The 25,849-nt window shown below is 66.7% G+C and carries 18 protein-coding genes and 1 tRNA gene; 16 read left to right on the top strand and 3 right to left on the bottom strand.

Translation table 11 applies throughout. The annotated features are described in order from the left end of the window. Window positions 1-138 precede the first annotated feature (138 nt). From murJ to ispH, 5 genes are read left to right on the top strand one after another with little or no spacing between them, the layout of a single operon-like run. Complete coding sequence (murJ, locus tag AB4059_RS03575; protein ID WP_498976648.1) at window positions 139-1,731, top strand: murein biosynthesis integral membrane protein MurJ; 1,593 nt, start codon at window positions 139-141, stop codon at window positions 1,729-1,731. A 55-nt stretch (window positions 1,732-1,786) separates the two neighbouring features. Continuing rightward, the gene (locus AB4059_RS03570) at window positions 1,787-2,728 is read left to right on the top strand and encodes a bifunctional riboflavin kinase/FAD synthetase (protein WP_498976646.1); all 942 of its coding nucleotides are present in this window, start codon (window positions 1,787-1,789) and stop codon (window positions 2,726-2,728) included. Further along, window positions 2,725-5,562 carry an isoleucine--tRNA ligase gene (gene ileS / locus AB4059_RS03565; RefSeq protein WP_498976644.1) on the top strand — a complete coding sequence of 946 codons (2,838 nt, stop codon included), beginning with the start codon at window positions 2,725-2,727 and terminating at the stop codon, window positions 5,560-5,562. The genes AB4059_RS03570 and ileS overlap by 4 nt, the downstream gene beginning before the upstream one ends. Further along, window positions 5,562-6,059: a signal peptidase II gene (gene lspA / locus AB4059_RS03560; RefSeq protein WP_498976642.1), complete on the top strand. Its 498-nt coding sequence runs from the start codon at window positions 5,562-5,564 to the stop codon at window positions 6,057-6,059. The genes ileS and lspA overlap by 1 nt, the downstream gene beginning before the upstream one ends. 8 nt (window positions 6,060-6,067) lie before the next feature. Beyond that, window positions 6,068-7,021 (top strand): 4-hydroxy-3-methylbut-2-enyl diphosphate reductase, encoded by a 954-nt coding sequence (ispH, locus tag AB4059_RS03555; RefSeq protein WP_498961744.1) that lies wholly within the window; start codon window positions 6,068-6,070, stop codon window positions 7,019-7,021. Between the two features lie 30 nt (window positions 7,022-7,051). Here the strand turns inward: ispH and AB4059_RS03550 are convergent, their stop codons facing one another. Beyond that, on the bottom strand, window positions 7,052-8,566 hold the full coding sequence (locus AB4059_RS03550; protein ID WP_498976640.1) for an FG-GAP repeat domain-containing protein: 1,515 nt from the start codon (window positions 8,564-8,566) through the stop codon (window positions 7,052-7,054). An 86-nt stretch (window positions 8,567-8,652) separates the two neighbouring features. Here AB4059_RS03550 and AB4059_RS03545 point away from each other — a divergent pair. Continuing rightward, window positions 8,653-8,728, top strand: a tRNA-Thr gene (locus AB4059_RS03545). A 42-nt stretch (window positions 8,729-8,770) separates the two neighbouring features. On the opposite strand, the gene AB4059_RS03540 is transcribed toward AB4059_RS03545, so the two are convergent. Together AB4059_RS03540 and AB4059_RS03535 are read right to left on the bottom strand one after the other, a co-directional pair. Further along, entirely contained in the window at window positions 8,771-10,201 is a 1,431-nt protein-coding gene (locus tag AB4059_RS03540; RefSeq protein WP_498976638.1) for an FG-GAP repeat domain-containing protein, read from the bottom strand. A 128-nt stretch (window positions 10,202-10,329) separates the two neighbouring features. Then, the gene (locus AB4059_RS03535) at window positions 10,330-11,022 is read right to left on the bottom strand and encodes a VIT1/CCC1 transporter family protein (RefSeq protein ID WP_498976636.1); all 693 of its coding nucleotides are present in this window, start codon (window positions 11,020-11,022) and stop codon (window positions 10,330-10,332) included. Window positions 11,023-11,331: 309 nt separating this feature from the next. Between AB4059_RS03535 and AB4059_RS03530 the strand changes: the two genes are divergently transcribed. The 10 genes from AB4059_RS03530 to AB4059_RS03485 all read left to right on the top strand — a co-directional run bounded on the left by AB4059_RS03530 (window position 11,332) and on the right by AB4059_RS03485 (window position 25,848). Further along, the gene (locus AB4059_RS03530) at window positions 11,332-11,769 is read left to right on the top strand and encodes a low molecular weight protein-tyrosine-phosphatase (RefSeq protein WP_498976634.1); all 438 of its coding nucleotides are present in this window, start codon (window positions 11,332-11,334) and stop codon (window positions 11,767-11,769) included. A 248-nt stretch (window positions 11,770-12,017) separates the two neighbouring features. Beyond that, window positions 12,018-14,339: a UDP-N-acetylglucosamine 2-epimerase gene (locus tag AB4059_RS03525; protein WP_498976632.1), complete on the top strand. Its 2,322-nt coding sequence runs from the start codon at window positions 12,018-12,020 to the stop codon at window positions 14,337-14,339. Window positions 14,340-14,475: 136 nt separating this feature from the next. Further along, window positions 14,476-16,737 (top strand): polysaccharide biosynthesis tyrosine autokinase, encoded by a 2,262-nt coding sequence (locus AB4059_RS03520; RefSeq protein ID WP_498976630.1) that lies wholly within the window; start codon window positions 14,476-14,478, stop codon window positions 16,735-16,737. 4 nt (window positions 16,738-16,741) lie between these two features. Then, the gene (locus tag AB4059_RS03515; RefSeq protein ID WP_498976628.1) at window positions 16,742-18,220 is read left to right on the top strand and encodes an asparagine synthase-related protein; all 1,479 of its coding nucleotides are present in this window, start codon (window positions 16,742-16,744) and stop codon (window positions 18,218-18,220) included. Beyond that, window positions 18,217-19,611, top strand: a complete 1,395-nt coding sequence (locus AB4059_RS03510) for an asparagine synthase-related protein (protein WP_498976626.1) — start codon at window positions 18,217-18,219, stop codon at window positions 19,609-19,611. The genes AB4059_RS03515 and AB4059_RS03510 overlap by 4 nt, the downstream gene beginning before the upstream one ends. Beyond that, window positions 19,584-20,678, top strand: coding sequence for a right-handed parallel beta-helix repeat-containing protein (locus AB4059_RS03505; RefSeq protein ID WP_498976625.1), 1,095 nt, complete (start codon window positions 19,584-19,586; stop codon window positions 20,676-20,678). The genes AB4059_RS03510 and AB4059_RS03505 overlap by 28 nt, the downstream gene beginning before the upstream one ends. A gap of 141 nt (window positions 20,679-20,819) precedes the next feature. Beyond that, entirely contained in the window at window positions 20,820-21,971 is a 1,152-nt protein-coding gene (locus tag AB4059_RS03500) for a glycosyl hydrolase family 28-related protein (RefSeq protein WP_498976623.1), read from the top strand. A gap of 153 nt (window positions 21,972-22,124) precedes the next feature. After that, a complete protein-coding gene (locus tag AB4059_RS03495; protein ID WP_498976621.1) occupies window positions 22,125-23,477 on the top strand; it encodes a lipopolysaccharide biosynthesis protein in 1,353 nt (450 codons plus the stop codon). Window positions 23,478-23,512: 35 nt separating this feature from the next. Continuing rightward, complete coding sequence (locus AB4059_RS03490) at window positions 23,513-24,691, top strand: hypothetical protein (RefSeq protein WP_498976619.1); 1,179 nt, start codon at window positions 23,513-23,515, stop codon at window positions 24,689-24,691. Further along, window positions 24,688-25,848, top strand: a complete 1,161-nt coding sequence (locus tag AB4059_RS03485; RefSeq protein ID WP_498976617.1) for a glycosyltransferase family 4 protein — start codon at window positions 24,688-24,690, stop codon at window positions 25,846-25,848. The genes AB4059_RS03490 and AB4059_RS03485 overlap by 4 nt, the downstream gene beginning before the upstream one ends. Window position 25,849 lies beyond the last annotated feature (1 nt).

Below are 25,849 nucleotides of genomic sequence, written 5' to 3'. Positions count from 1 at the left end.
GATGAGGGTGGAAATGGATCGGTACCAGGGCTTTCCCGGCACAACGAAGCGCGGAAGTATGGGCGTTTCAACCACTTGCGTCAACCACGGGGCCCACGCCGCATGAGTGGTCCCGGTCCGTCCGCCCCGCGCCCCCGGATGCTGCGGGGCCTGCTCTCCTTCGGCAGCATGACCATGGTCAGCCGGGTCTTCGGCCTGGTCCGGGACATGGTGATCAACAGCGTCTTCGGCGCCAACGCCATGACCGACGCCTTCTGGGTCGCCTTCCGCATCCCGAATTTCATGCGGCGGCTGTTCGCCGAAGGGTCGTTTTCGACCGCCTTCGTCCCGGTGTTCACGGAGATCAAGGAAAAGCGGACCCACGCCGAGCTGAAGGAACTGGTCTCCCGCACGGCCGGCACGCTGGGCGGGGTGCTCCTGGTGATCGTTGCCCTCGGGGTGTTCTTCGCGCCGCAGGTGACCTTGCTGTTCTCGCCCGGCGCGGCCGACGAGCCGCAGAAGTTCGCCCTCACGGTCACGCTGCTGCAGCTCACCTTCCCGTTCCTGTTGTTTGTCTCGCTGACGGCGCTGGCGGCCGGCGCGCTCAACAGCTTCCATCGCTTCGGCATGCCGGCGCTCACGCCGGTGATCCTCAATGTCTGCATGATCGCCGGCGCGCTGTGGCTCTCGCCCTTGCTGCAGGTGCCGATACTCGCGCTGGGCTGGGCGATCCTGGCGGCGGGCGTGCTGCAGTTGCTGTTCCAGGTGCCGCAGTTGGCGAAGCTGGACCTGCTCTCGTGGCCGCGCTGGGGCGCGCGCCATCCGGACGTGCGCAAGGTGATGCGCCTGATGGTGCCGACGCTGTTCGGCTCCTCTGTCGCGCAGATCAACCTGTTGCTCGATACGGTGATCGCCTCCTTGTTGATCGCCGGTTCGCAGACCTGGTTGTCGCAGGCCGATCGCTTCCTGGAGCTGCCGCTGGGCGTGTTCGGCGTTGCGCTCGGCACGGTGATCCTGCCGGCGCTCGCGCGGCACCACGTCAACACCGATCGCGCGGGATTTTCGGCGGCGCTGGACTGGGGCCTGCGCACCACGCTGATGATCGCCACCCCCGCGATGCTCGGCCTGATGCTGCTGTGCGTGCCGCTGGTGTCCACGCTGTTCCAGCATGGCCACTTCACCGCATTCGACACGAAGATGGCGGCGCTGTCGGTGTTCGGCCTGAGCTTCGGCCTGCCGGCCTTCGCGCTGGTGAAGGTCGTGTTGCCCGCGTTCTACGCCCGCCAGGACACGAAGACGCCGGTGCGCGCGGGCGTGGCCTCGCTGGTGGCGAACATGGTGTTCAACGGCCTGTTCCTCGCGATCCTCTACGTGGTCTGGGTCTCGCCGGCGATGAAGCAGGGCCCGGTGCTGGTCGCGCTGTCGCACACGCCCGGCCTGCATTTCGCGCTGGGCATGGCCTCGGCCGCCGCGAGTTACCTCAATTTGCTGCTGCTGTGGCGCTGGCTGCGGCAAGCGGGCGTTTACGAACGCAAGCCCGGTTGGGGCAAGTTCCTGGTGCGCCTGGCCGTGGCCTGCGGGGCGATGACGGTGGCGCTGATCCTCGGCCTGCGCATCGCGCCGGATTTCACGACCGTCGCGGTGACGACGCGGATCCTGTGGCTCGGCCTGCTGGTGGGCGGCGGCGTCGCGGTGTACGGGGCGGCGATGGTCGCGATGGGCTTCCGCCTCTCGGACCTGAAGGAACATTGAGATCGCTGTGTTCCGCGGGGCGGAGGGCAGGGCGGCAGCTATACTCCCGCGTTCCATGAGCAGGCTGTTCCGTGACGTCGAAGGCGGGCCCTTGTGCCCCCAAGGCAGCGTGGTCTGCATCGGCGCATTCGACGGCCTCCATCTCGGCCATCGCGCGCTGGTGCGCCGCGCCGTCGAGCGTGCGCGTGCGCTGGGCGTGCCCGCGGTCGCGCTGAGCTTCGAACCGCTGCCGCGCGAATTCTTCGCACCGGCCGAACCACCGCCGCGCCTCACGCTCGCCCGCGCGAAGTTCGAAGGCCTGCGCGATCTCGGCATCGACGTCGTGGGCCTGCTGCGTTTCGATGCAAAGCTCGTCGCGATGTCCGCCGAACGTTTCGTCCGCGAAGTCCTGATCGATCGCCTGCAAGCGCGCGAAGTGTGGATCGGCCCCGATTTCCGTTTCGGCAAGGGTCGCGCCGGCGACCTTGCGTTGCTGCGCACCTTCGGCGAATTCGAAGCGCATGCGATCCATCCGGTCGTCGTCGACGGCGAACGTGTCTCGAGCACGCGCATCCGCGCCGCGCTGACCGCCGGCGATTTCGACACCGCGCGACGCCTGCTGGGTCGCCCTTACGCGATCGCCGGCCGCGTCGTGCGCGGCAAGCAACTCGGTCGCACGCTCGGTTATCCCACCGCGAATTTGCGTTACGGCCGTCGCCGTCCGCCGCTGCAGGGCATCTTCGCCACGCGCGTGCATGGCCTGGGCGATGCGCCGATCGATTCGGTCGCGAGCTTCGGCACGCGCCCGACCGTCGCCGGCGTGGAGCCCTTGCTCGAGGCGCACCTGTTCGACTTCGACGGCGACCTGTACGGTCGGCACATCGCAGTCGAATTCGTGGCGCATCTGCGCGACGAGGCGACCTTCACCGATTTGCCCGCGATGGTCGAACAGATCCATCGCGACGCGCGCCAGGCGCGCGACCTCCTCTCTTCCCTCTCGCAACAGGCTTGCGCGTGACCCAGGATTACAAGCCCACCATCCACCTGCCCGCGACGGACTTCCCGATGCGCGGCGACCTGCCCAAGCGCGAGCCCGAAACGCTCAAGCGTTGGGAGGCCGACGGCCTTTACGCGCAGATCCGCGCGAAGGCGCAGGGCCGCCCGCGTTTCGTGCTGCACGACGGCCCGCCGTACGCCAACGGGCCGATCCACATCGGCCACGCGGTCAACAAGGTCCTCAAGGACATCGTGGTGAAGTCCAAGCTGATGGCCGGCTTCGATGCGCCCTACGTGCCCGGTTGGGATTGCCACGGCCTGCCGATCGAACTGGTCGTCGAGAAAAAGCACGGCAAGGTCGGGGTGAATCTCGACGCCGAAGCCTTCCGCGCGAAGTGCCGCGAATACGCCGCCGAGCAGATCGACGAACAACGCAAGGGCTTCAAACGCCTGGGCGTGGTCGGCGAATGGGAGCGTCCGTATCGCACGATGGACTTCCGCTACGAAGCCGACATGTTGCGTTCGCTGGCGAAGATCATCGACCGCGGTCATCTGGCGCGCGGCGTGAAGCCGGTGCATTGGTGCTTCGACTGCGGTTCGGCACTGGCCGAAGCGGAGATCGAATACCAGGACAAGGCCTCGCCGGCGATCGATGTCGCGTATCGCGCGCGCCAGCCGCAAGCGCTCGCCACGGCGTTCGGCGTCGCGTTGCCTGATGGCGTCGACGTCGCCGTGCCGATCTGGACGACCACGCCCTGGACGCTGCCCGCGAGCCTTGCGGTCACGCTCGGCCCGGAACTGGACTACGTGCTGGTCGAAGGCCCGCAACGCGACGGCAAGCGCACGTGGCTCGTACTCGCCGAAGCGCTCGCCGAAAAGGCCCTCGCGCGTTACGGCGTCGAGGATTACCTCGTGCATGGCCGTGCGCAGGGCGTCGAACTCGAAGGCCAGCGTCTGCAGCATCCCTTTTACGAACGCGAGATCCCGCTGATCCTCGGCGAACACGTGTCCGCCGAAGACGGCACCGGCGCCGTGCACACCGCGCCGGGCCACGGCCAGGAAGACTTCGCGGTCGGCCTGCGTTACGGGCTCACCGATGCCTACACGGCGGCGCAGGTGAATCCGGTCGATGGGCGCGGCGTTTATCTGCCGTCGACGCCCGCGGCGGATGGCACGCAACTCGCGGGCCTGCACATCTGGAAGGCGAACGACGCGATCGTCGAAGTGCTGCGTGCGAACGGCGCGTTGCTCGCGCATTCCACGCTCGTGCACAGCTATCCGCATTGCTGGCGCCACAAGACGCCGGTGGCTTTCCGCGCGACGCCGCAGTGGTTCATCTCGATGGAGCAGGCCGGCCTGCGTCGCGATGCGCTCGCGGCGATCGGCCGCGTGCAGTTCTTCCCCGACTGGGGCGAGGCGCGCATCTTCGCGATGGTCGAAGGCCGCCCCGACTGGTGCATCTCGCGCCAGCGCACCTGGGGCGTGCCCATCGCGCTGTTCATCGATCGCGAAACCGGCGAACCGCATCCGGATTCGCCGGCGCTCATGCGCCAGGTCGCCGATCGCGTCGAGCAATCGGGCGTCGATGCGTGGTACGCGCTGGACGCCGCCGAGCTGCTCGGCGCCGATGCGTCGAAATACGAAAAGGTGCGCGACATCCTCGATGTGTGGTTCGACTCCGGCGTGAGCCACGAATGCGTGCTCGCGCAGCGTCCCGACGACATGTTGGCAAAACCTGCCGATCTCTACCTCGAAGGCTCCGACCAGCATCGCGGCTGGTTCCAGTCCTCGTTGCTGACCGGCGTGGCGATGGATGGCGATGCGCCGTATCGCCAGGTGCTGACGCACGGCTTCACGGTCGACCAGAACGGCCGCAAGATGTCCAAGTCGCTCGGCAACGTGATCGATCCGCACAAGGTCATCGACCAGATGGGCGCTGACGTGCTGCGCCTGTGGATCGCCTCGACCGACTACCGCAACGAGATTTCGGTGTCCGACGAAATCCTCAAGCGCAACGGCGATGTGTATCGCCGCATCCGCAACACCGCGCGGTTCCTGCTCGGCAACCTGCATGGCTTCGATCCGGCGCGCGACCTCGCGCCGCTGGATGCGATGGTCGCGCTGGACCGCTGGATCGTGCATCGCGCCTTCGAAGTGCAGCAGAAGATCGCGGACGCCTATGCGCGCTACGACTTCGCGGAGATCGTGCAGGCGCTGGTCAATTTCTGCAGCGTGGACCTCGGCGCGTTGTACCTGGACGTGACGAAGGACCGTTTGTACACGCTGCGCGAAGACGCGCCCGCGCGCCGTTCGGCGCAGTCGGCGATGTATCGCATCGCCGAAGCCTTCGTGCGCTGGATCGCACCGATCCTCTCGTTCACCGCCGATGAGATGTGGACGCAGATCCCCGGCCAGCGCGAGGGCAACGTGTTGTTCGCCACGTGGTACGACGGCCTGGCGCCGCTCGACGATCGCGCGGTGCTCAGCGTCGAAGACATGGATCGGTTGCTGGCGCTGCGCGACAACGTGGCGAAGGTGCTCGAACCGATGCGCGCCAATGGCCAGATCGGTGCCGCACTGGAAGCCGAGATCGGCATTCGTTGCGGCGTCGCCGACCAGAATTGGCTTGCGCCGCTCGTCGACGAGTTGCGCTTCCTGCTGATCAGCGGCGACGTGCATCTGAACGCCGACAACACCGACGAAATGCAGATCACCGCCGCACCCACGCAGAAGACCAAGTGCGTGCGTTGCTGGCAGCATCGCGGCGATGTCGGCGCGGTCGCGGCGCATCCGCAGTTGTGCGGGCGTTGCGTCAGCAACGTCGAAGGCCCCGGCGAAACAAGGATGTATTTCTGATGCGCACTTCCCCGAACGCAACCCCGTGGTTGCTGCTCTCCGCCGCGATCATCGTGCTGGACCAGCTCTCGAAAAGCTGGGTGCTCAACACGCTTCCCGAATACCAGCCCGTGGTCGTCGTCGACGGCTTCTGGAACTGGTACCGCAGCTACAACACCGGCGCGGCCTTCAGTTTCCTGAGCGACGCCGGCGGCTGGCAGAAGTGGATGTTCACCGCGCTGGCCTTCGTGATCAGCGGCCTGCTGGCCTTCTGGCTGGCGCGCACGCCGCGGCGCGACTGGCGCACCGCGGTGCCCTTCGCGCTGGTGATCGGCGGCGCGCTGGGCAACGTGATCGACCGCCTGCGCCATGGCCACGTGGTCGATTTCATCCAGTGGCATTGGCGCGACCACGCCTGGCCGGCCTTCAACGTGGCCGACTCGGCGATCGTGGTCGGGGCCATCGGCATCGCCCTGTTCGGGTTGCTGCAAGGCAAGCGGGCGCCGGAAGCGCGATAATCGGTCCCATGGACATCCTGCTGGCCAATCCGCGCGGTTTCTGCGCCGGCGTCGACCGCGCGATCGAGATCGTCAAGCGCGCCCTCGAATTGCTGGGCGCGCCGATCTACGTCCGCCATGAAGTGGTGCACAACCGCTTCGTGGTCGACGACCTCAAGCATCGCGGCGCGATCTTCGTCGAGGAGCTCGACGAGGTGCCCGACAACGCGACGGTCATCTTCTCCGCACACGGTGTTTCGCAGGCCGTGCGCCAGGAAGCCGCGCGCCGCGGGTTGAAAGTCTTCGACGCCACGTGCCCGCTGGTGACCAAGGTCCACCTGGAAGTCGCGCGCCAGTGCCGCGCCGGCCGCGACATGGTGCTGATCGGCCACGCTGGACACCCCGAAGTGGAAGGCACGATGGGGCAGTGGAACATGCAGGCCGGCGGCGGCCGGATCTACCTTGTCGAAGACATCGACGATGTCGCCACGCTCGACATCGCACAGCCCACCAACTGCGCGTACACGACGCAGACCACGCTCTCGGTCGACGACACGCGCAGCATCATCGATGCCTTGCGCGTGCGTTTTCCGCAGATCCAGGGCCCGAAGAACGACGACATCTGCTACGCCACGCAAAACCGCCAGGACGCGGTGCGCGAACTCACGCAGGCCGCGTGCGACCTGGTGCTCGTCGTCGGTTCGCCCAACAGCTCCAACTCCAACCGCCTGCGCGAACTGGCCGAACGCGAGGGCGTGGAAGCCCACCTGATCGACGGCGCGAGCGAAATCGACCCGCGCTGGGTGGTCGGCCGGCGCCACATCGGCGTGACCGCGGGCGCCTCGGCCCCCGACGTGCTGGTCCGGGGCGTGATCGCGCGCCTGCGCGAGCTCGGCGCCGGTGGCGTGCGCGAGCTGGACGGAAAACCCGAGGACATGGTGTTCGCGCTGCCGAAGGAATTGCGGCTGACGCTGGTCGAGTGACCGGAGCGACGCTTCAGTCGCTCCCCGCCCTCATCGCTGGATCCGACGCATCGCGCTCGCTTTCGCAGGTGCCGATGCCACCGCGCGCGGCATGCGCACGGCCTTGCCGCAGTTGTGGCCCTGCATCACCTGCAGGCCGTAGTACGAGTAGGACATGACGGCATCCGGGCAGCCATCGCCGTTGATGTCGCCGACCGCCAGGCCGGTCTGCGAGACACGGCCGTCCGTGCCGCCGTTTTCCTTCATCTGCGACGCCAGGAGCGCGCCGCCGGATTGCAGGAGCCACGACGAACGGGCCCAGCCATCGTGCGCGAGGATCAGGTCGTCGGCCCCGTTGCGGTCCAGATCGGCGGTGCGGATCACGTTGCCGATGGGCTCGCCCAGGCGCGAGACCGGCGTGGTGTCGAACTTGCCGGCCGCGGATTGGTGCACGACCCACGTGCGGGTGTTCATCGCGGCGCCGGCGCCGTCGGCGGCGGCGATGTCGGTGCGCCCGTCGCCGTTGAAGTCGCCGAGCGCAAGGAAGTCCATCGACGAGGTGTTGCTCCCGGTCTCCATTATCGGATTCATTTCGAACCCGGGAACCAGGCGCCCGGATCCGTTCGTGAACCAGGTGCGGAGCACTTGGCGCTGGGCCCCGTTGAATTGTTCGACGCGCACGATCAGGTCCCGTCGGCCGTCGTTGTTCAGGTCGCCTGTCGCAAGCGAGATGGCCTTCTCGACATCGTGGGCCTCGGTGGTGCCGAAGGTCACCGTGGACCAGCGCGTCGGGAATTGACCATGGCCATCGCCGTACCAGACGACCAGGCGGCTGAAAGTGTTGACGTTGGGGCCGATCGGGGCGCTGCCGCCGGCATGCGTGCGCGAGAGATGGAACACGACGTCCAGATGGCCGTCCCAGTTGACGTCCATGAGCGCCGCGGGCGTGAGCGTGGCCAGTTCGACGGGATCCCAGATCTGCCTGGTGTAGGAATCGAAACCGCCGGCAGCCTTCGAGACATAGACCTGCATGCTCTTGTCGCCGATCACCAGGACATCGCCGCGCCCGTCCTCGTTGAAATCGCCGATCTGCAGGTGGTACGCACTGACCAGGCCCATCTTGTACCGCGCCGGCTGCGCGAGCAGGCCGCTGGGCTGCTGCCTGTAGACCAGCAATTCGCTGTCGGTGTCGGGATACAACTCGCCGGAGGCGACGCCGTTGCCCAGGGCAACCACGTCGGCGCGGCCATCGCCGGTGACATCGCCGATGTCGACCGCCCCAAAGGAGGAGGCCCAGTTCTGCTGGTCCGGCCCGAACCATGGCGCCGGGATCGCACCGGCGACATCGAACGAATAGCCGGGCGTCGCCGGCGGCGCGACGGCCGCGGCGGACGCGATGGGGGCGAGCGGCCTGGGAGCGGGGCGTTTGATCGCGGACCGTTGCGTCGTGGCCACCGTCACCTGCGCCGACGCGATCTTCGGCGCCTGCGGTTCATCGCGGCGGACGGAAACCCACACGAGCGACGCGAGGCTCACCCAGAGCCAGACCCATTTCCACGAAAACATGAAACCCCCGATTGCGATGAAGCTCGATTCGATGCGTTTCCAACGTTTGACCTGCGCCCCCGCCGGCCCCTAGAATTCACGGCTCAGCCGGAATAGCTCAGTTGGTAGAGCGGCGCATTCGTAATGCGTAGGTCGTAGGTTCGATTCCTATTTCCGGCACCACGTCATGGAACAAGCCCCGCCCGAAAAGGCGGGGCTTTTTCTTTACGGCGTCCCCGGCTTGGCGACGGTCTGCTTCCACCCCGAATCGGTCGCGAGGAACCGCTTCTTGCTGTGGCAGCGGAGCGCATACAACACGCGTTCGCTCGCGTACTGGTCGGGGAAGGCGGCGTCGATGCATCCGTCGCCATTGAGATCGCCGAGCGACATGCCATGCATGTTGTGCGGGCTATAGCCGTACCAACCCCAATCCACGCCATTCGCCCAGTCGCCGCCCGAGTAGATCGTGACTGCGCCCCATCCGGAGTGTTCGACCGCCAGGTCCACGCGTCCGTCGCCGTCGACGTCGCGGGCGATCAGCGTGTTCGGAATATCCAGCGCGGGGATGCGCGTGGAGCGCACCCAGTTCCCGGTCGCGTCGCGCTTGACGATCTGCACGACCGAGGAGGGCATGTTGCCGTTCATGCCGACCGCGATTTCCTTGACGCCATCGCTGTCGAAGTCGCCGGCGGCCACGCCGTTCGGGCTGTCCACCAGAGGCAGGTCGAAGGTTTGTACCGGAGCGAATTGCGTCGTGCCGTCGTTCAAGTAGATCGCGAGCTTCGCCGGAATGGACTCCGATGGCAGGCCAGAGAGGACGAACAGCAGGTCCTCGTAACCGTCGCCATTGAGATCCACCGCCTTGCCATCGAATGCGTTGCCGGACATCGACAGAGGCGTTGCAGGCAGGAAGCCGCCCGCACCGTCGCCCAGGAAGAGCGACTTCCCGTTCGGCGAGTGCGTCACCGCATCGGTGAACCCATCCCGGTTCGCATCGAGCAGGAGCAGGACGCGGGCCCCACCGGGCACGGTGTACGAGGTCGCGGGGTAGTTTGCGATGGCGTCGTTCTTCACGACGAACAGGCCGGGGCTCGCGCCGCTGACGATGAAATCCAGGTCGCCGTCGTGGTCCAGGTCGTTGAGCAACAACCACGCTTCGGCGCTCATGGAAAAACGCGGGTTGTGCGTCGGCCGGTAGCGGATGGCGCGCGCCGGCATCTTCAGGGTGCCGTCGGGCTTCTGTTCGTAGATGAAGATCCGATTGGAAACCAGATCGCCGGGGTCAAGGGGCGTTTCGACCGACAAGGACACCAGGTCGTCGCGGCCGTCGCCCGTCACGTCGCCGATGGCGTTGGCGTAGACGTCGCCGTCGTCGTCCATCTGCGGAGGCTGCTGGCTATAGACCTTGCTCTGCGGAACGAACGCGAAGCCTTCGGGATTGCGCATGTGCGCAGTGACCGTCTGCCCGAGCGTGCGCACCGGCGCCGTCGACGCGGGTCGCGCGATCAGCCGTTGCTGCTGCGCGCGCGTCGAAGCGGCGGCGACGGGCTGCGCGATCGGTTTGCGTGCCGGCACCGGTTCGGCGACCACCCAGCGCACGAGCACGACGAACGCGGTGAACGTGAGCACCGGCGCCCACCAGAACCATTTCGACATCGACGATTTCCCCCTGATCGGGGGCGAGTATACGGGCCGGTGTACGCCCGCGCGGAAGGCGTCCGAGAGTCACCCGGTGACCTGTTGGAAGCGCATTGCCCAGTCGTCGAAAAGAAAGTTGGAACGCATCAGACCGCCGTACCGAACAAGCGTCCCACGCCCGCCGTCAACGCCATCGCCATCGCCCCCCAGAAGGCGACGCGGATCGCGCCCTTGGTGACCGGCGCGCCGCCGGCATACGCCGCGAGTCCGCCCAAGCCGAGCAGTGCGACGACGGTGGTCGACGTGATCCAGATGGAGGTGTTCGCCCTCGCGGCGAGCGCCGTTGCGATCGGCAGCGCGGCGCCGACGGCGAACGACGCCGCCGATGCGATCGCCGCCTGCACCGGACGCGCGCGCAGCGTTTCGGTGATGCCCAATTCGTCGCGCACGTGCGCACCGAGTGCATCGTGCGCCATCAACTGCGCGGCCACTTGCGTCGCCAGGTCGTCGTCCAGTCCACGTTTGCGATAGATCGCAATCAGTTCGGCGCGCTCCAGCTCCGGTTGCGTCTCCAACTCGTGGGTCTCGCGCGAGATGTCCGCGCGCTCGGTATCGGCCTGCGACTGGACCGACACGTATTCGCCCGCCGCCATCGACATCGCACCCGCGGCGAGCCCGGCGACCCCGGCCGTCAGGACGGTCGCCGGCGTGGCGCCGGTGGCGGCGACGCCGACCATCAGGCTGGCGGTCGAAATGACGCCATCGTTCGCGCCCAGGACCGCCGCGCGCAGCCATCCGATGCGCGAGGCCTTGTGCCATTCGGTGTGGAGATGCGGCATGGGGGCGCGCCTGTGGGTCGGGTGCTGCGGACGATACCGCGTCGGCGCCGACGCGCGTGGCGGGAGTCGATTTGCTGGGCGCCCATTGCACGGGCATCGAGGCGGCGTGGCCGTCGTTGCGACCGTGGTCCACAGGAACCAGTGCGTCCATCGCGGCATCGCTTGCGATGCAAGCAGGCCTCGGGCGACGACCAGCCCCGCCAGGATGGCGATCAGGCTGAGCGCGACGTGGGCCAGTGTCAGCGGGTGGGTCAAGGGCAGGACGGGTTGCATCGGGAGTCCTCGCTAAGGCCTTAGACTGCGCGGATCATGATCCATCGCATCCTCATCGTCTGCGTCGGCAACATTTGCCGCTCCCCCATGGCCGAAGTGGTGCTGCGCAAGCACCTCGGTGGCGGCGACCAGGTGCGCGTGGAATCGGCGGGGCTCGCCGCGCTCGTGGGCAATCCGATCGACCCGCTCGCGCAACGCGTGTTGATCGAGCATGGGCTGTCGGGGGAGGGGCATTCTGCGCGGCAGGTCACCGAAGCGATGATTTCGCAGTCCGATCTCGTGCTCGCGATGCAGAGACGTCATATCGGCGCGATCCATGCGATCGCCCCGCAGGCACGGGGCAAGACCTTCCTGGTGGGAAAGTGGGAAGGCGACGACGAAGTGCCCGACCCCTATGGCAAGACCATGCCGGTTTTCGAGGAGGCCTACCGCCGCATCGACCGCATGCTGTACGCCTGGCGAATGCACCTTTAGGGCTGCTCAGTGCGGTAAACGGACGTCGGCAATGGCACCGGCCAAGCAGACGAACGTTGCTGAACGATTCGACGATCGGCACCCCTTGATCGGCATTTAACTGTTTTTCTTCATCTTTTCGTCAAGTCCTCATCCATAGCCTTTTCGAACCTGTCGCGTTGCACCCGGCGTTAACGGAGTGCTTGCGGCAGGGAAGGGGGCGGACGACGAAGTTCGGCGCCCCATGACCCGGTCATCGAGAGGCGCACATGGAAGAAGCAAAACTGGTGGCCGCGAGTGCGATTGCATTGGCTGTCACCCTCTTCGCGATCTTTTCGCTTCGCCCCGTGGCGAAGCGACTCGGTCTCGTCGACAAGCCGGGCGGACGCAAGGCGCACAAGGGCCGCGTGCCCCTGATCGGCGGGCTGTGCTTCTTCCTCGGCACGGTGGCGGGCCTGACCTACCTCGGATACGTGGACGCCTTCGTCGCGAGCCTGCTCGTGCCCTGCGCACTGATCGTCATGACCGGCGCGGTCGACGATTTGAACAACATGAGCGTCAAGTCGCGCCTGATCATCCAGGCGAGCACGGCGTGGCTGGTCATCGGCGCCACCGGCATCTACCTGGATAGCGCGGGCCACCTGCTCGGCGACGGCATCGACCTGCAGCTCGGCCTGCTCGGCATTCCGATCACGATCGTCGCGGTCATCGGCCTGGTCAACGCGTTCAACATGATGGACGGCATCGACGGCCTCGCCGCGGGCATGGCCATGGTGAGCATCGGTTCGATCCTGTTGTTCGCCGCTTCCGGCTGGCCGGCGCTCGGCGTGGTGTTGTTGCTGCAGGTGTTGTTCGCGGCGCTCGTGCCGTACCTGGCCGTCAACCTCGGTTGGCCCGACGGCCGCAAGATCTTCATGGGCGATGCGGGCAGTACGCTCATCGGCTTCCTGATGGCGTGGTCGCTGATCTACCTGAGCCACGGCAAGGTCGGTGTGCTCGCGCCGGTCGACACGCTGTGGTGCGTCGCGATCCCGGTGATGGATACCCTCGGTGTCATGCATCGCCGCCGGAAGCTGGGGCGCTCGCCGTTCGAGCCCGATCGCCAGCATTTGCATCATCTGTTGTGCGACGCCGGTTTCTCCGCGCGCGCCACGCTCGGCATCATCGTCGCCGCGGGCCTGACGCTCGGCTGCATCGGCTACCTGCTGCGCGGGTTGCCGGAGATGGCGAGCCTGGGCGCCTTCGTCTTCGTCTTCGCGCTGTACCTGTCGAAGTTGCAGCAGGCGATCAACGCGCTGGCCACGCTCCTGCCGCAGCGCGTCGTGCCGGTGGCCGTCGCACCGCAAGCCACGGTGGAAGACCGTGCGCCGATCTACGCCCAGGCCGCTGGCTCGGGCGTCACCAAGGCGCTCTACGTGCTCAGCGCTTCGATCGATGCCGCGCAGATCGCCCCGATCGTCGAACAGATGTCGCGCGATGCGCGCTTCGAAACACGCGTGTGCGTCGCCGCGCAGGCCGACAGCCATTCCGAAGGCGTGCTCGACCTGTTCGACCTGTCCGCCGACGTGCGCATCACGCTGTCGGAAGACGATGACGTCGCGCAAGTGACTTCCGCCGCGCTCGGCACGCTCGACCGCGTGCTCAGCGACTTCCATCCCGACATCGTGGTCGTGCCCGCCGGTGCGCCGACCAGCGTGGCGACCATGCTCGCGGCGACCTACCAGCACATCCCCGTTGCCTGCGTCGAACCGGCGGGCGCGGTGTTGCGTGCCTCACACGACGCCGGCCGCAAGGTGATGAGCTCGCTCGCCGCGATGCACTTCACCGCGACCGAGTCGATGAGCCGCTCCCTCGTGGCCGACGGCGTGCCCTTCGACCGCGTGCTGATGACCGGCGATCCGGCCGCGCGCACGCTGCACACGGCGGTCGATCGCCTCCACGAAAACGGCGTTTTGAATCGCGAACTCACCCAGCGCTTCGGGTTCCTGCGCGAGAACGCGCCGATGCTGCTGGTCCTGGGCCGCGAAAAGATGGGCGAACGCATGGAGCCGCTGGCCCGCGCGCTGCGCCGCATCGCCCTGCGCCGGCCGGACCTGGACGTGGTCTGCCTGATGCCGCCCTCGCGGAACATGGACGGCATCGACGGCATGCTCGGCGCCTTCGCCAACATCCATCTGGTCGCCCCGGGCGATTACCTCGGGTTTGCCTACCTGGCCGACGCGGCCTATCTCTCGCTGGCCGTCTCCGGGGAGTGCGCGTCGGAGGTGGCCCCGCTCGGGAAGCCTGTCCTGCTGCTGAATGCCGCGGGGGAGCCCAGCCTCGCCGGACCGCTCACCAGCGAGGTTCCCAACGTCCGCCGGATCGACGTTCACGAGCAGACGATCTCCGATGTCGTACTCAACCTCCTCTCCGATCGCCGTGCGTGGGAAACCCTGCGCAACGACGAGCGGCCGCGCGTGGATGCGTGCGAGCGGATCGTGGAAGCGCTGGCCGCCATGCGGCCCAGCCCGGCCGCGGTCGTGCCGTTGTTGCCGGCAGGCGAGCTGCCGCGCTTCGCGGCCGGCGCCGAACGGGTCCGCGAGGTTTCCTGACCGCCCGCCAATGAGGGCCGGCAGGGGGCCGGCAACGACGCGGGGCGGCGGCACGAAGCGGCCGTACCCGCGGAGCAAGGATGTTCCAACGTCGATGCCTGCGCACCGATGCCTTTCATTTTCCTGAGCGAGATTTATGGCGACCTACCTCTCCAACCGCACGACGCCGCCTCCCCACATCGCGCCCACCTCGGTGCGTGACGAGGAGATCGACCTGCGCACGCTGTTCACGACGGTGGGCGACCACAAGAAAGCGATCCTCTTCGGCACATTGATGTTCTTCCTGGCGAGCGTGTTGTATTGCGTCCTGGCCACGCCGAAGTACGAAGCCAATGCGACGGTGCAGGTCGAGCGGCGCACGCCGACCTTCCCGGGCCTGTCGGCGAATTCGGCCGCGCAGTCCACCGCCGCCGAATCCCCGGCCGCCACCGAAATCCAGTTGCTCACCTCGCGCAGCGTGCTCAGCGAAGCGCTCGACAACCTGGACCTGGACGTGCAGGTCAAGCCCGCGCGCTTCCCGGTGTTCGGCAATTACATCGCGCGCAACTTCTCCTCCGACCGCCCGAACGACGTCAACGCGCCGTGGTTCGGCCTCTCGCGTTACGGCTGGGGCGGCGACAGCGTGTCGATCTCGCGCCTGGACGTGCCGGCCGAACTGGTCGACCAGCCTCTCAAGCTCGTGGCCGGCGACTCGAACCGCTACACGCTCTATGACCCCGACGGCGACATCCTGGTCAACGGCATCGTCGGCAAGCCGGCGCAGGCCGCGGGCGTCAACGTGCTGGTGCGCGGCATGGCCGCCAACCCCGGCATGCGTTTCGACGTCACGCGCTTGAACACGCTGGCGATCCTCTCGCAACTGCGCAAGGACATCAGCGCGAGCGAGCAGGGCCGCGATTCGGGCGTGATCGCGCTGAGCTACCAGAGCGAAGACCCGATCCTCGCCCGCTCGGTGCTCGAGCAGATCAGCCGCGCGTACGTGCACCAGAACGTGGCGCGCAACTCGGCCGAAGCGGCCAAGCGCCTGCAGTTCGTCAAGCGCCAGCTGCCCATCGTGCGCAAGGAATTGGACAAGGCGCAGGCCGCGCTGACCGATTACCAGACGCGCACGCAGACGCTCGATGTCACCGTGCAGAACCAGTCGCTGCTCAACCAGACGGTGTCGATCGACTCGGCGATCAGCCAGTTGCGCATCCAGCAGGCGGACCTGGCGAGCCGCTTCACCCCGAACCACCCGACCTACAAGGCGCTGCTCGCGCAGATCGGCCAGTTCGAAGCGCAGAAGGGCCAGTTGCGCGGACAGATCGCCGCCTTGCCGGAAACGCAGCAGAACCTGTTCCGCCTGACGCGCGACGTGGAAGTCACCAACCAGACCTACGCCAGCCTGCTCGACCAGGCGCAGCAGCTCGACATCGCGCGCGCCAGCGCGATCGGCAATGCGCGCGTCATCGATCCGGCCGCCGTCGACTACGAAAGCCCCGCGTGGCCCAAGCCGATCCCGGTGATCGCCGGCGGCACGCTGCTCGGCGCGCTGCTGATGTTCGCCTTCGTGTTGCTGCGCCAGATGATGCGTCGCGGCGTGGAAGACCCGGCCGACATCGAACTGCTCGGCCTGCCGGTCTATGCGTCGATCCCCTACAGCGAACGCGGCCGCGAGCTCACGGTCAATCCGCAGCGTTTCGCCCAGGGCCACCAGCGCTTGCTCGCACTGAGCTCGCCGACGGATCTTGCGATGGAAGCCTTGCGCAGCCTGCGCACGAGCCTGCACTTCGCGCGCTTCAAGACGAAGAACAATCTGCTGATGATTTCCGCGCCCAGCCCGGGTGTCGGCAAGACCTTCGTCTGCGCCAACCTCGCGGTGACGATGGCGCAGGCCGGCCAGCGCGTGTTGCTGATCGACGCCGACATGCGCCGCGGCACCTTGCACCATGCGGTGGGCGTGCGTTCGGAAGGCGGCCTGTCGGAATTGATCGCCGGCCAGATTCCGCTGGAGGAAGCCATCCGCAAGGTCGCGGGCGCCGACAACATGTCGTTCATTTCGCGCGGTGCGATTCCGCCGAATCCCTCCGAGTTGCTGATGAACCCGGCGTTCAACGAATTGCTGGAACAGGTCGGCCCGAACTACGACATCGTGATCATCGATACGCCGCCGGTGCTGGCGGTGACCGATGCGGCGGTGATCGGCCACATGGTCGGCACCTGCCTGATGGTGGTGCGCTTCGGCCTGAACCAGCAGCGCGAGATCGCGCTGGCCAAGCAGCGCCTGGAACAGAACGGCGTGGAAGTGAAGGGCGCCATCTTCAACGGTGTGCAGAAGCGCAGCGGTGGCCACTACGCCTACACCTATTACGAATATCTCCCGAGCCAGCAGACCGGAACGCACAAGGCCTATCGCTGACCCCATGAACGCCACGACCACGCTCGACGCGCGCACCTTCTCCTCCCCGGTGGGAACCCACCGGGGACCGCTGCAGATCACCATGTCGCCTTACTACGGGCGCCCGGATTTCTCGGGCGTGTCCCGGAGCGATGCGCCGACACGCAACATCGACATGGTTTCCGTCGCAGACATCCTGCGCAACGCCTTCGTCTATCCGCCGCACTCGATCTTCGAAGACATCAAGCTGGTGACCTTCGGCTTCTCGCCCTCGCAGGACATGCAGGCCTCGCCGGAGTTCCACTTCAAGTTCCGCGATTCGGGCAAGCGCGCCGACACCGAAGGCCATCCCGACCACGACATGGATTGGGTCGGCACTTACCACCGCCTGCTGTGCGAAGCGGTTTCCGAATCCACGCGCGATGTCGGTTCGCCCTGGCTGCTGCAGAGCGGCGGCAAGGATTCCACGACGCTCGCCATCGCGGTGGCCGACGCGCGCCCCGACACCACGTGCATCACCTATCTGGGCGGTCGCGAGGAAAACGAAATCGATTCGGCCACCTTCGTCGCGCGCACGCTCGGCCTGCGCCACGAAACGCTGCAGTGCGATCCGGGCCGCGCGTACGACCGGTACCTTGCGATCGCCGATCGCATGCCCTTGCTGACCGCCGACTTCGCGTTGCTGTCCTACGTGGACCTGGCGACCGAAATCGCCGGCCATGGCGGCCACGGCGTGATCGACGGGCTCGGTGCGGACAGCTACTTCGGCACGCCGATGTCGCGCCAGCAAAAGACGCTGATGCGCCTGGCCCGCGGCGTGCGCCTGCCATCCACGCTCTCCGAGCTACCGCTGGTCTCCAGCAGTTTCGAACTCTGCTTCCTGCTCGGCACCTTGCAGATGAACTCCATCGAACGGGTGTTCCCCGGTTCGCGGTTCACCGACGCGGAAACCGACGAAATCTTCGGAAGGCCGGTTTCGCAGGCTTCGCGGGCGCGCCTGAAGCCGTTCATGGCGGAAATCGCCTCGGCCACCAGCCTGGACGAGTGGCGCGACATGTCGACGTCGATCGCCGGTTCGGCCGGTGCATTCGCCAAGGGCCTGTACACCTGCAGCGCGCTCGGCATGCACGCGTCCTATCCGTTCTGCGATGTGCGTTTCAGGGAGTGGGTGTATCGGGAAGTACCCCCACACCAGATGATCGACCCGCAGACCAGGATGAACAAGGTGCTCGTCCGTAACCATATCGCCACGCGTTTCCCCGAATTGCCGTACGTGAAGAAGAAGGGCAGCTTCCGCTTCGACGTGCGCGGCCTTGCGGAAAAACGTTTCGACACCGTCCACGATTTCGCCGTGCAGGCGCGCGACGTGTTGCCCGGCGCGGTGACGTGGCTCGAACGCAATCGCCATCGCCTGGGCAACAAGTACCACGCCTCGAAGTTCTACCTGCTGGCCGTGGTGCTCCCCTGGATCCAGTTGCATCGCACCCGCCCGACGCTGCCGTGAGCCTCGTGATCCCGCAACCCATGCAGGCGACGCTCGCGCCGCCGCCACCGGCGCATTCGACGGCCCGGCCGATCGACGCGGTCTCGGTGGCCGACGTGTTGCGCAATGGCTTCGTGTATCCGCCGCATTCGATCTTCGAAGGGCAGGACATGGATTCGCTGTCGGCGAACCTGGCCGGTCGCGATCCGCAAGGGTCGACGGCCTACGGTTTCCGTTGGCGCGACAGCGGCAAGCGGCGCGATGCCAAGGCCACGCCGAGCAAGCATTGGGTCGATGCCTACCATTCGCACCTGTGCCAGGCGATCGAATCCAGTTGCGCGACGATGCGCGGCCCGTGGTCGCTGCAGAGCGGCGGCAAGGATTCGACGACGCTGGCGATCGCGCTCGCCGATGCGAGGCCCGACACAACGTGCATCACCTATCTCGGCGGCGTGGAAGAGAACGAAGTCGAATCGGCGAAAGTCGTCGCGACGACGCTCGGCCTGCGGCACGAATCCATGGTGTGCGATCCGGCGCGCGCGTACGACCGCTATCTGTCCATCGTCCAGCACATGCCGTCGCTGACGGCGGACTTCGCGTTGCTGTCGTATGTCGACCTGGCCTTCGAAATCCAGGCCGGCGGCGGCGACGGGATGGTCGACGGGCTGGGATCGGACACGTACTTCGGCATTCCGGTCAATTCGCAATACAAGGTGCTCAAGTGGCTCGCGCGCGGGATCCGCCTGCCGCGCATGGCCACCGAACTGCCGTGGGTGAGCAACAACTTCGAGTTGTGCTTCGCGCTCGGCACCTTGCAGATGAACGCCGTGGAGCGCGTGTTCCCGGGTTCGCGCTTCACCGACGGTGAAGTCGACGAATTGTTCGGGCACGGCATCTCGCGGCGCTCGCGCGACCGGCTGGTGCCGTTCCTGTCGGAAATCCAGTCGGCGACCAGCGACGAGGAGTATCGCGTCATCTCGCTGTCGATCGCCGCGGCCGCGGGCGGCTTCGCCAAGGGCATCTATACCGCCGAAGCGACGGGGCTGAAGATCGCCTATCCCTTCTGCGATGCGCACTTCTGCGATTGGGTCTACAACGAAGTGCCGGCCGAATTGCAGATGGATCCGGTCACCGGCATGAGCAAGGTGCTGGTGCGGCAACACATCGCGACGCGGTTTTCGAACCTGCCGTACGTCGCGCACAAGGGCAGCTTCCGCTTCGACGTGCGCGGCCTGGCCAAGACGCGCTTCGACGCGGTGCATGCGCAGTCGCGCGAAGCGCGCTACATGCTGCCGGGTGCGACGCACTGGCTCGAACGCAATCGTTCGCGCATGGACAACAAGTATCACGCCTCCAAGTTCTACCTGCTCGCGGTGTTGCTGCCGTGGCTGACAGGCCGGGCGGCGCGTTGATTTCGCGACGTTCGTTGCTCGCGCGCCTGGCGGGCACCGGCACGATGCTCGCGCTTGGGCGCGAGGCGTTCGCGAAATCCGCCCGCAAGGTGAGCGTCCGCGACTTCGGTGCGCACGGCGATGGTGCCAACGACGACACGCAAGCCTTCCAGCAGGCGATCGATGCGCTGCCCGATGGCGGCACCGTCAATGTCCCCAGCGGCATCTACCGCATCGATCCCCTCCACAGCGTGCGCCTGCGCAGCGGCATCCATCTGAAGATGGCGCGCGGCGCCGAGTTGCATGCGATCCCCAACGCCGCGCCGCGCGCCTACGTGCTGCTGGTGCAGGCGGTGACCGACGTGCGCATCAGCGGCGGCCGCATCGTCGGCGATCGCGACCGCCACCTCGGCACGGACGGCGAGTGGGGGCACGGCATCGCGATCTACGACGGCGTGCGCGTGGTCGTGCGCGACATGCAGATCTCGCGCTGCTGGGGCGACGGGATTTCGATCGGCGGCAAGAAGCGCAGTCGCGACGACCTGCGCCCGAGCACGGACATCGAAATCGCCAACGTCAAATTCATCGGCAATCGCAGGCAGGGCCTCACCGTCGGCCGATCGCGCCGCGTGTGGGTGCACGATTGCGAGATGGCCGACACCGGCGGCACCGCGCCCATGGCCGGCATCGACGTGGAGCCCGACAAGGGCGACATGGCGAAGGACGTGCGCATCGAACGGTGCCTGGTCCGCCGCAATCTCGGCCCGGGCATCCAGGTGTGGCACGACACGCAGGATGTGTTGATCCGCGATTGCACGATCGAGGACAACCGTAATCCGGGGATCCTCGCGGTGGGCACGCAGGGCCTGTCGATCCGCGGCAACCGCATCCGCGGCAATGCGAAGGTCGGCATCGCGCTGCGCAAGCAGGCCCGCAACGTCGATATCTCCGGCAACACCTTCTCCGACAACGCGCCTGGCCGCCCGCGCAAGCCGACCTTCGGCACCGATCCGCGCTGGGCGCACAACCTGGAAGTGGCCGAAGACGCCTCCCTGCCCAAGGTCTCGGGCGACAACCGCCTCGACTAGACCCCCGATTTCCCCCAGTCAGCTGGGTGAATTGGAGGCGGCGTCCACGTTTCGCGCATTTGGTGCGTGTATTCACGCCAACCGACGACCAAGATCGGCCCGCAACGCCTTGTTAGCAGGGCGTGAAGGGGAGGGTCGGGGATGGACGGACTCGGTGAGGCGAAGCTTGCGCGGCGTGCCTTCCTGCGCAATGCGTTGATGGTGGCGGCGCCGGTCGTGCTGGGGAGCACGGCGTTCGGTGCCGCGGCGATGTCCAACGCGGTGTATCTGCCGATCGCGCGCGTTCGGGGAAGCGCCGCGCTCGACGTGCGCGACTTCGGCGCGAAGGGCGACGGCACGCGCGACGACACCGCGGCGATCAACGCCGCGATCCAGGCATTGCCCGCCGAGGGGGGCACGGTGTTCGTGCCGGCGGGGCGTTACCTGATCGATGCGGCCAGGTCGATCAACCTGCGCAGCAACATGCACCTGCAACTGGATCCCAAGGCGATCCTGGTCTGCAAGCCGAACACCCTGGACAAGGCCTACGTGGTCTACGCCTACAAGGTGACCGACGTGGAGATCTCGGGCGGGCAGGTCATCGGCGACCGCTACGGGCACCTGGGGTCGACGGGCGAGTGGGGGCACGGCGTGTTCGTGCGCGGCTGCCAGCGCGTCACGGTGCGCGACATGCGCCTGTCCGATTGTTGGGGCGACGGCATGTCGATCGGTGCCGCGCTGGTGTTCGGTGCCGCGCCCATCCCCTGCGAAGACATCGTGGTGTCCAACATCGTTTCCACGAACAACCGCCGGCAAGGCCTGTCCATCGGCCGCGGCACCAACATCACCATCCGCGACAGCGAGTTCTCCTACAGCAACGGCACGGCGCCGGAGTGCGGCATCGACATCGAACCCGACGACCCGGGCATCGCCGACCACGTCTCGATCGAGAACTGCGTGTTGCGCGGCAACCGCAAGTACGGCCTGCTGGCCTACAAGCGCTCGCAGAACACCACCGTCCGCCGCTGCACGGTGGCGAACAACGGCAGTTGCGGCATCGTGACCGTCGGCAGTACTGCGATGGCCATCACGCAGTGCACCGTCCGCATGAATTCGGCGACCGGGATCTATCTCCAGGACGGCACGAGCGGGTGCGAGATCAGCGAGAATGTTTTCTACGGTAACTATGCCCGCAACGGCATCGTCGACCGGGTCGACTTCTCGATGTCGGGGTATTCGCAGAAGGTCGAACGCGACATCCTGGTGCGGGGGATCACCTCGAACATCAGCGTGGGCGTCAACCGCTACAAATAAGTTTCAAGGGACGGAAGGGTTCCGCGCATCGCGCGGGCCCGCCGCGGGGGGAAGCGCTGGGGGGCGCTTCCCCCTTTTTTTGCCCTGTCCAACCCGGTCTTCACGTCTCTGGCGATAAGGTCCCGCGAATTCGCAGGGGGCAATCGCGTTCTCATGGATTCGGAACAGGCAGGCGCCGTCACGATGGAAAGCCCGTCGCGCGTCGCGCAATGGCTCATGCCCGGTTGGAAGCGGGCGTTGAAGACGATCTCGATGCTGGGCGCGGCGACCGCGATCGGCGCGGTGTGCGTGTTCCTGACGCAAACGCTGCTCGCGCGCGAACTCGGGCCGAACGACTACGGTCTGTTCGCCTCCTCGCTGGCCACCATCACGATGATCGCGCCGCTCGCGGGCTTCGGCCTCGCGCAGTTCCGCCTGCGCGTGTACGGCGTGGAAGGGTGGGCGGCGCGGCGATGGATCGGCCCCTCCCTGCGCTTCACCGTCGGCACCTGCGGGCTGGCGATCGCGATCATCGTGTGCTGGGCCTTGTTCGTCGCGCCCGATGCGGACACGCGCTTCGACTTGCTCGTGCTCGTTCCCATCGTGCTGCACATCCTGACCATCGAGATGTTGAGCACGAAGTACCGCCTGGAAGATCGCTACGCGCGCATGGCCAGTTGGCAGCTCGCGATCCCGGCGAGTCGTTTGCTCGTCGCGCTCGCGTTGTTGCTCGTGCCGCAGCTCACGGGCCGCTTCGTCGCGACCAGCTACGCGGTGATCTCGCTGGCGATGGTCGTCTGGGCGTTGCCGTTGTTGCGCTCGGTGATGCGCGGGGAGATCGACCTGCGCGGCCACGGCCCCGAGCCGGTGGCGCAGGCGCCCGTGCAGGAACCGCGCGTGGCCGAACTGTGGTCGCAGGCCTGGCCCTTCGGCATGGTCGCGATCCTCTACCCGGTGTTCTTCCAGGTCAGCACGATCCTGCTCAAGTACCTGGGCGGCGACAAACAGGCGGGCTTCTGGGCGATCGGCCTTGCGGTGATGACCGCCATCTATCTGATCCCCGCGACGATCTACCAGAAATTCCTGTTGTCGAAGTTGCATCGCTGGGCCGCGCACGACCCGGTGAAATTCTGGATGGTCTACAAGCGCGGCAACATCGGCATGTTCGCGATGGGCGTGATGGTGAGCATCGGGCTCGCCGTGGTGTCGCCCTTCGTGATTCCGATCGTGTTCGGGCAGGCCTATCGCGGTGTCGTGGTCATCCTGCTGATCCTGTCGCTGTGCCCGCCGATCCGGTTCCTCTCCACGGCGATGGGCTCGGCGCTGCTCACCGACAAGCACATGCGTTACCGCGTCTACGCGATGGCCTGGGCGACCGGCGTGGCGATTTTGCTGAACGCCGCCTTGATCCCGGCGTACGGCGTGGTCGGCGCCGCGTGGGCGACTGTCACCGCGGAACTGGTCCTGCTGGCGGGCACCTGGCACGGCGTGCGGCAGTTGCGCCGGGCCAAGGGCGTCCATTCATGACCTCCCTCTCACGCCCCAATCGTTATCAGAATGTCATGACCGAAGTGCCCTATGCCGACCTCGCGGCAGAACACCAGGCGCCGCCGGCCCGCAACCGGCTCGGCAAGGCGAGCGTGTACGCGATCTTCGTGGGATGGACGCTGTTCGCCGTGTTCATCTACAGCCGTTTCAGCCAGTTGGGCGATGCGCGTTCGTATCTGACCGGCGCTTACGACGATGAAGCGTCGGCGCGCACGTATTTCGTCACCCAACTCGCCACGACGGTGGTCGGGCTGCTCAAGGTCGACGTGTTGGCGCACTTGGTGTTCTCGCTGTTCGCCGCCAGCGGCGTGGCCTACCTGGTCGGGCAGGCGCGCGTGCACGGGCCGTATCGCTGGCCGCTGCTCGCCATCCTGCTGATCCCCAGCTTCGGCGTGTGGGCCTCGGTGGTGGGGCGCGAGTCCCTGTACATCGGCCTGCTGGGCTACTTCATGGGCGCGATGGCGGGGTATTTCCGAAAACCGTCGTGGAGCAAATGGTGGTTCGCCGTGTTGTGCATCGCCGGCATGGTGTTCATCCGCGCGCCCTTCGGTGGCGCCATGGGCCTGTTCTTCCTGATGGCCTGGATGTTGCAACGCGGGCCGCGCGTCGGTTTGAGCCTGGGCGTGCAGGCCTTCCTGATGGTGTTGATCGCCGGCGTGGCGTGCATCGTGTTGTGGCCGCAAATCGACGATTACATCGCCAACGAAGTGCTGCCCAAGGCGCGACTGTATTTCACGATCGACTCGGGCACCACGCGCCTGTGGATCAACATCGAAACCACGCAGGCCTACCTGACGAGCCTGTGGTGGACCTTGCCGCTTGCGATCGTCGGGCCGACGCCGGCCGAAGTGTTCGCACGGCCGGTGATGCTGCCGTTCATGGTGTCGGGACTTACAGTGTTCTTCCTGCTGCTCTATGCCATCCAGCAGGCGTTCCGCATTCCCGACACCACCGGTCGAAAGATCCTCGTGCTCGCGTGGCTGCCGGCGGTGCTGGTCACCCTCGTCGCCTACGTCCCCTTCGGCATGTACAACCCCGGGTCGGGCATTCGTTACGCGTCCTGTTTCCTGTTGTTCCTCGTCTTCCCGTGGATGCTGCGTTCGGTCGTGGCGTCGCGTGCAACCGAGATCGCCACGGCAAAGCCCTACGTGCCGTACCTGCACCACCATCGTCTGGCGGAGTCCACCCGATGAAGTTCGTCTTCTATGCCAATACGGATTGGTATCTCTACAACTTCCGACTGTCCACGGCCCTGAAATTGAAGGCCGAGGGCCACGATGTCGTCATGCTCTCGCCACCGGGCGAGTTCGGCGAACGGTTCCAGGCGCACGAGCTGCGCTGGATCCAGTTGACGATGGATCGCGCGAGCCTCAATCCCTGGCGCGAAGCGCAAACCATCAGTGCGCTCACGCGCATCCTGCGCGCCGAGCGTCCCGACCTGTTGCACAACTTCACGGTGAAGTGCGCGATCTACGGTGCGATCGCCGCGCGTGCGGCGCGCGTGCCGGCGGTGGTCAATGCCGTGGCCGGCATGGGCTACGTGTTCGCCAGCGATGCCGTGCTCGCGCGCACGCTGCGCCCGATGGTGAAGCTGCTGATGCGCGGCACGCTCGGCGGCAAGCAGTCGCGCCTGATCCTGCAGAACCCCGACGATGCCGATGCCTTCGTGCGCGCGCGACTGGTGCCGCAGCAACACATCCGCGTGATCCGCAGTTCCGGCGTCAACCTCGAACGCTTCCTGCCCGTCGACCCCATCGGCGAAGCGCGCCCGCTGCGCGTGCTGATGGCCGCGCGCCTGTTGTGGGAAAAGGGCATCGGCGAGTTCATCGAAGCCGCGCGCCTGTTGCATGCGCAGGGACGCAACATCGAGTTCGTGATCGCCGGTTCGCCCGATCCGGGCAATCCGCGTTCGGCCAGCCGCGAACAGGCGCAAGCCTGGGTCGCCGAAGGGCTCGTGGACTGGCGCGGCCACGTCGACGACATGCCGACGCTGATGCGTTCGATGGACGTCATCGCCTTGCCGAGTTATTACCGCGAAGGCGTGCCCAAGAGCCTGATCGAAGCCGCCGCCTGCGGGCTCGCGGTGGTGACGACCAATCTGCCGGGCTGCCGCGAAGTGGTGAGCGAAGACGGCGTCGATGGACTGCATGTCGAACCGCGTTGCGCGCGCTCGCTCGCCGAGCGCCTGGCGATGCTCGACGATGATCGCGTGCTCGTGCGTCGCCTCGGCGACGAAGCGCGCCGCAAGGCGATGGAACACTTCGACGAGCAGATGGTCATCCGCCGCACGATCGAGGTGTATGACGAGTTGCTGCCGTCGCGTCGCATGCCGAAGCGGGCGGCGGCCTGAT

The sequence above is a fragment of the Lysobacter sp. 2RAF19 genome (assembly GCF_052115395.1).
Classification (GTDB): Bacteria; Pseudomonadota; Gammaproteobacteria; order Xanthomonadales; family Xanthomonadaceae; genus Noviluteimonas.
The sequence above is the reverse complement of the archived record's forward strand: the minus strand, read 5'-3'. Positions and strand labels throughout refer to the sequence as shown.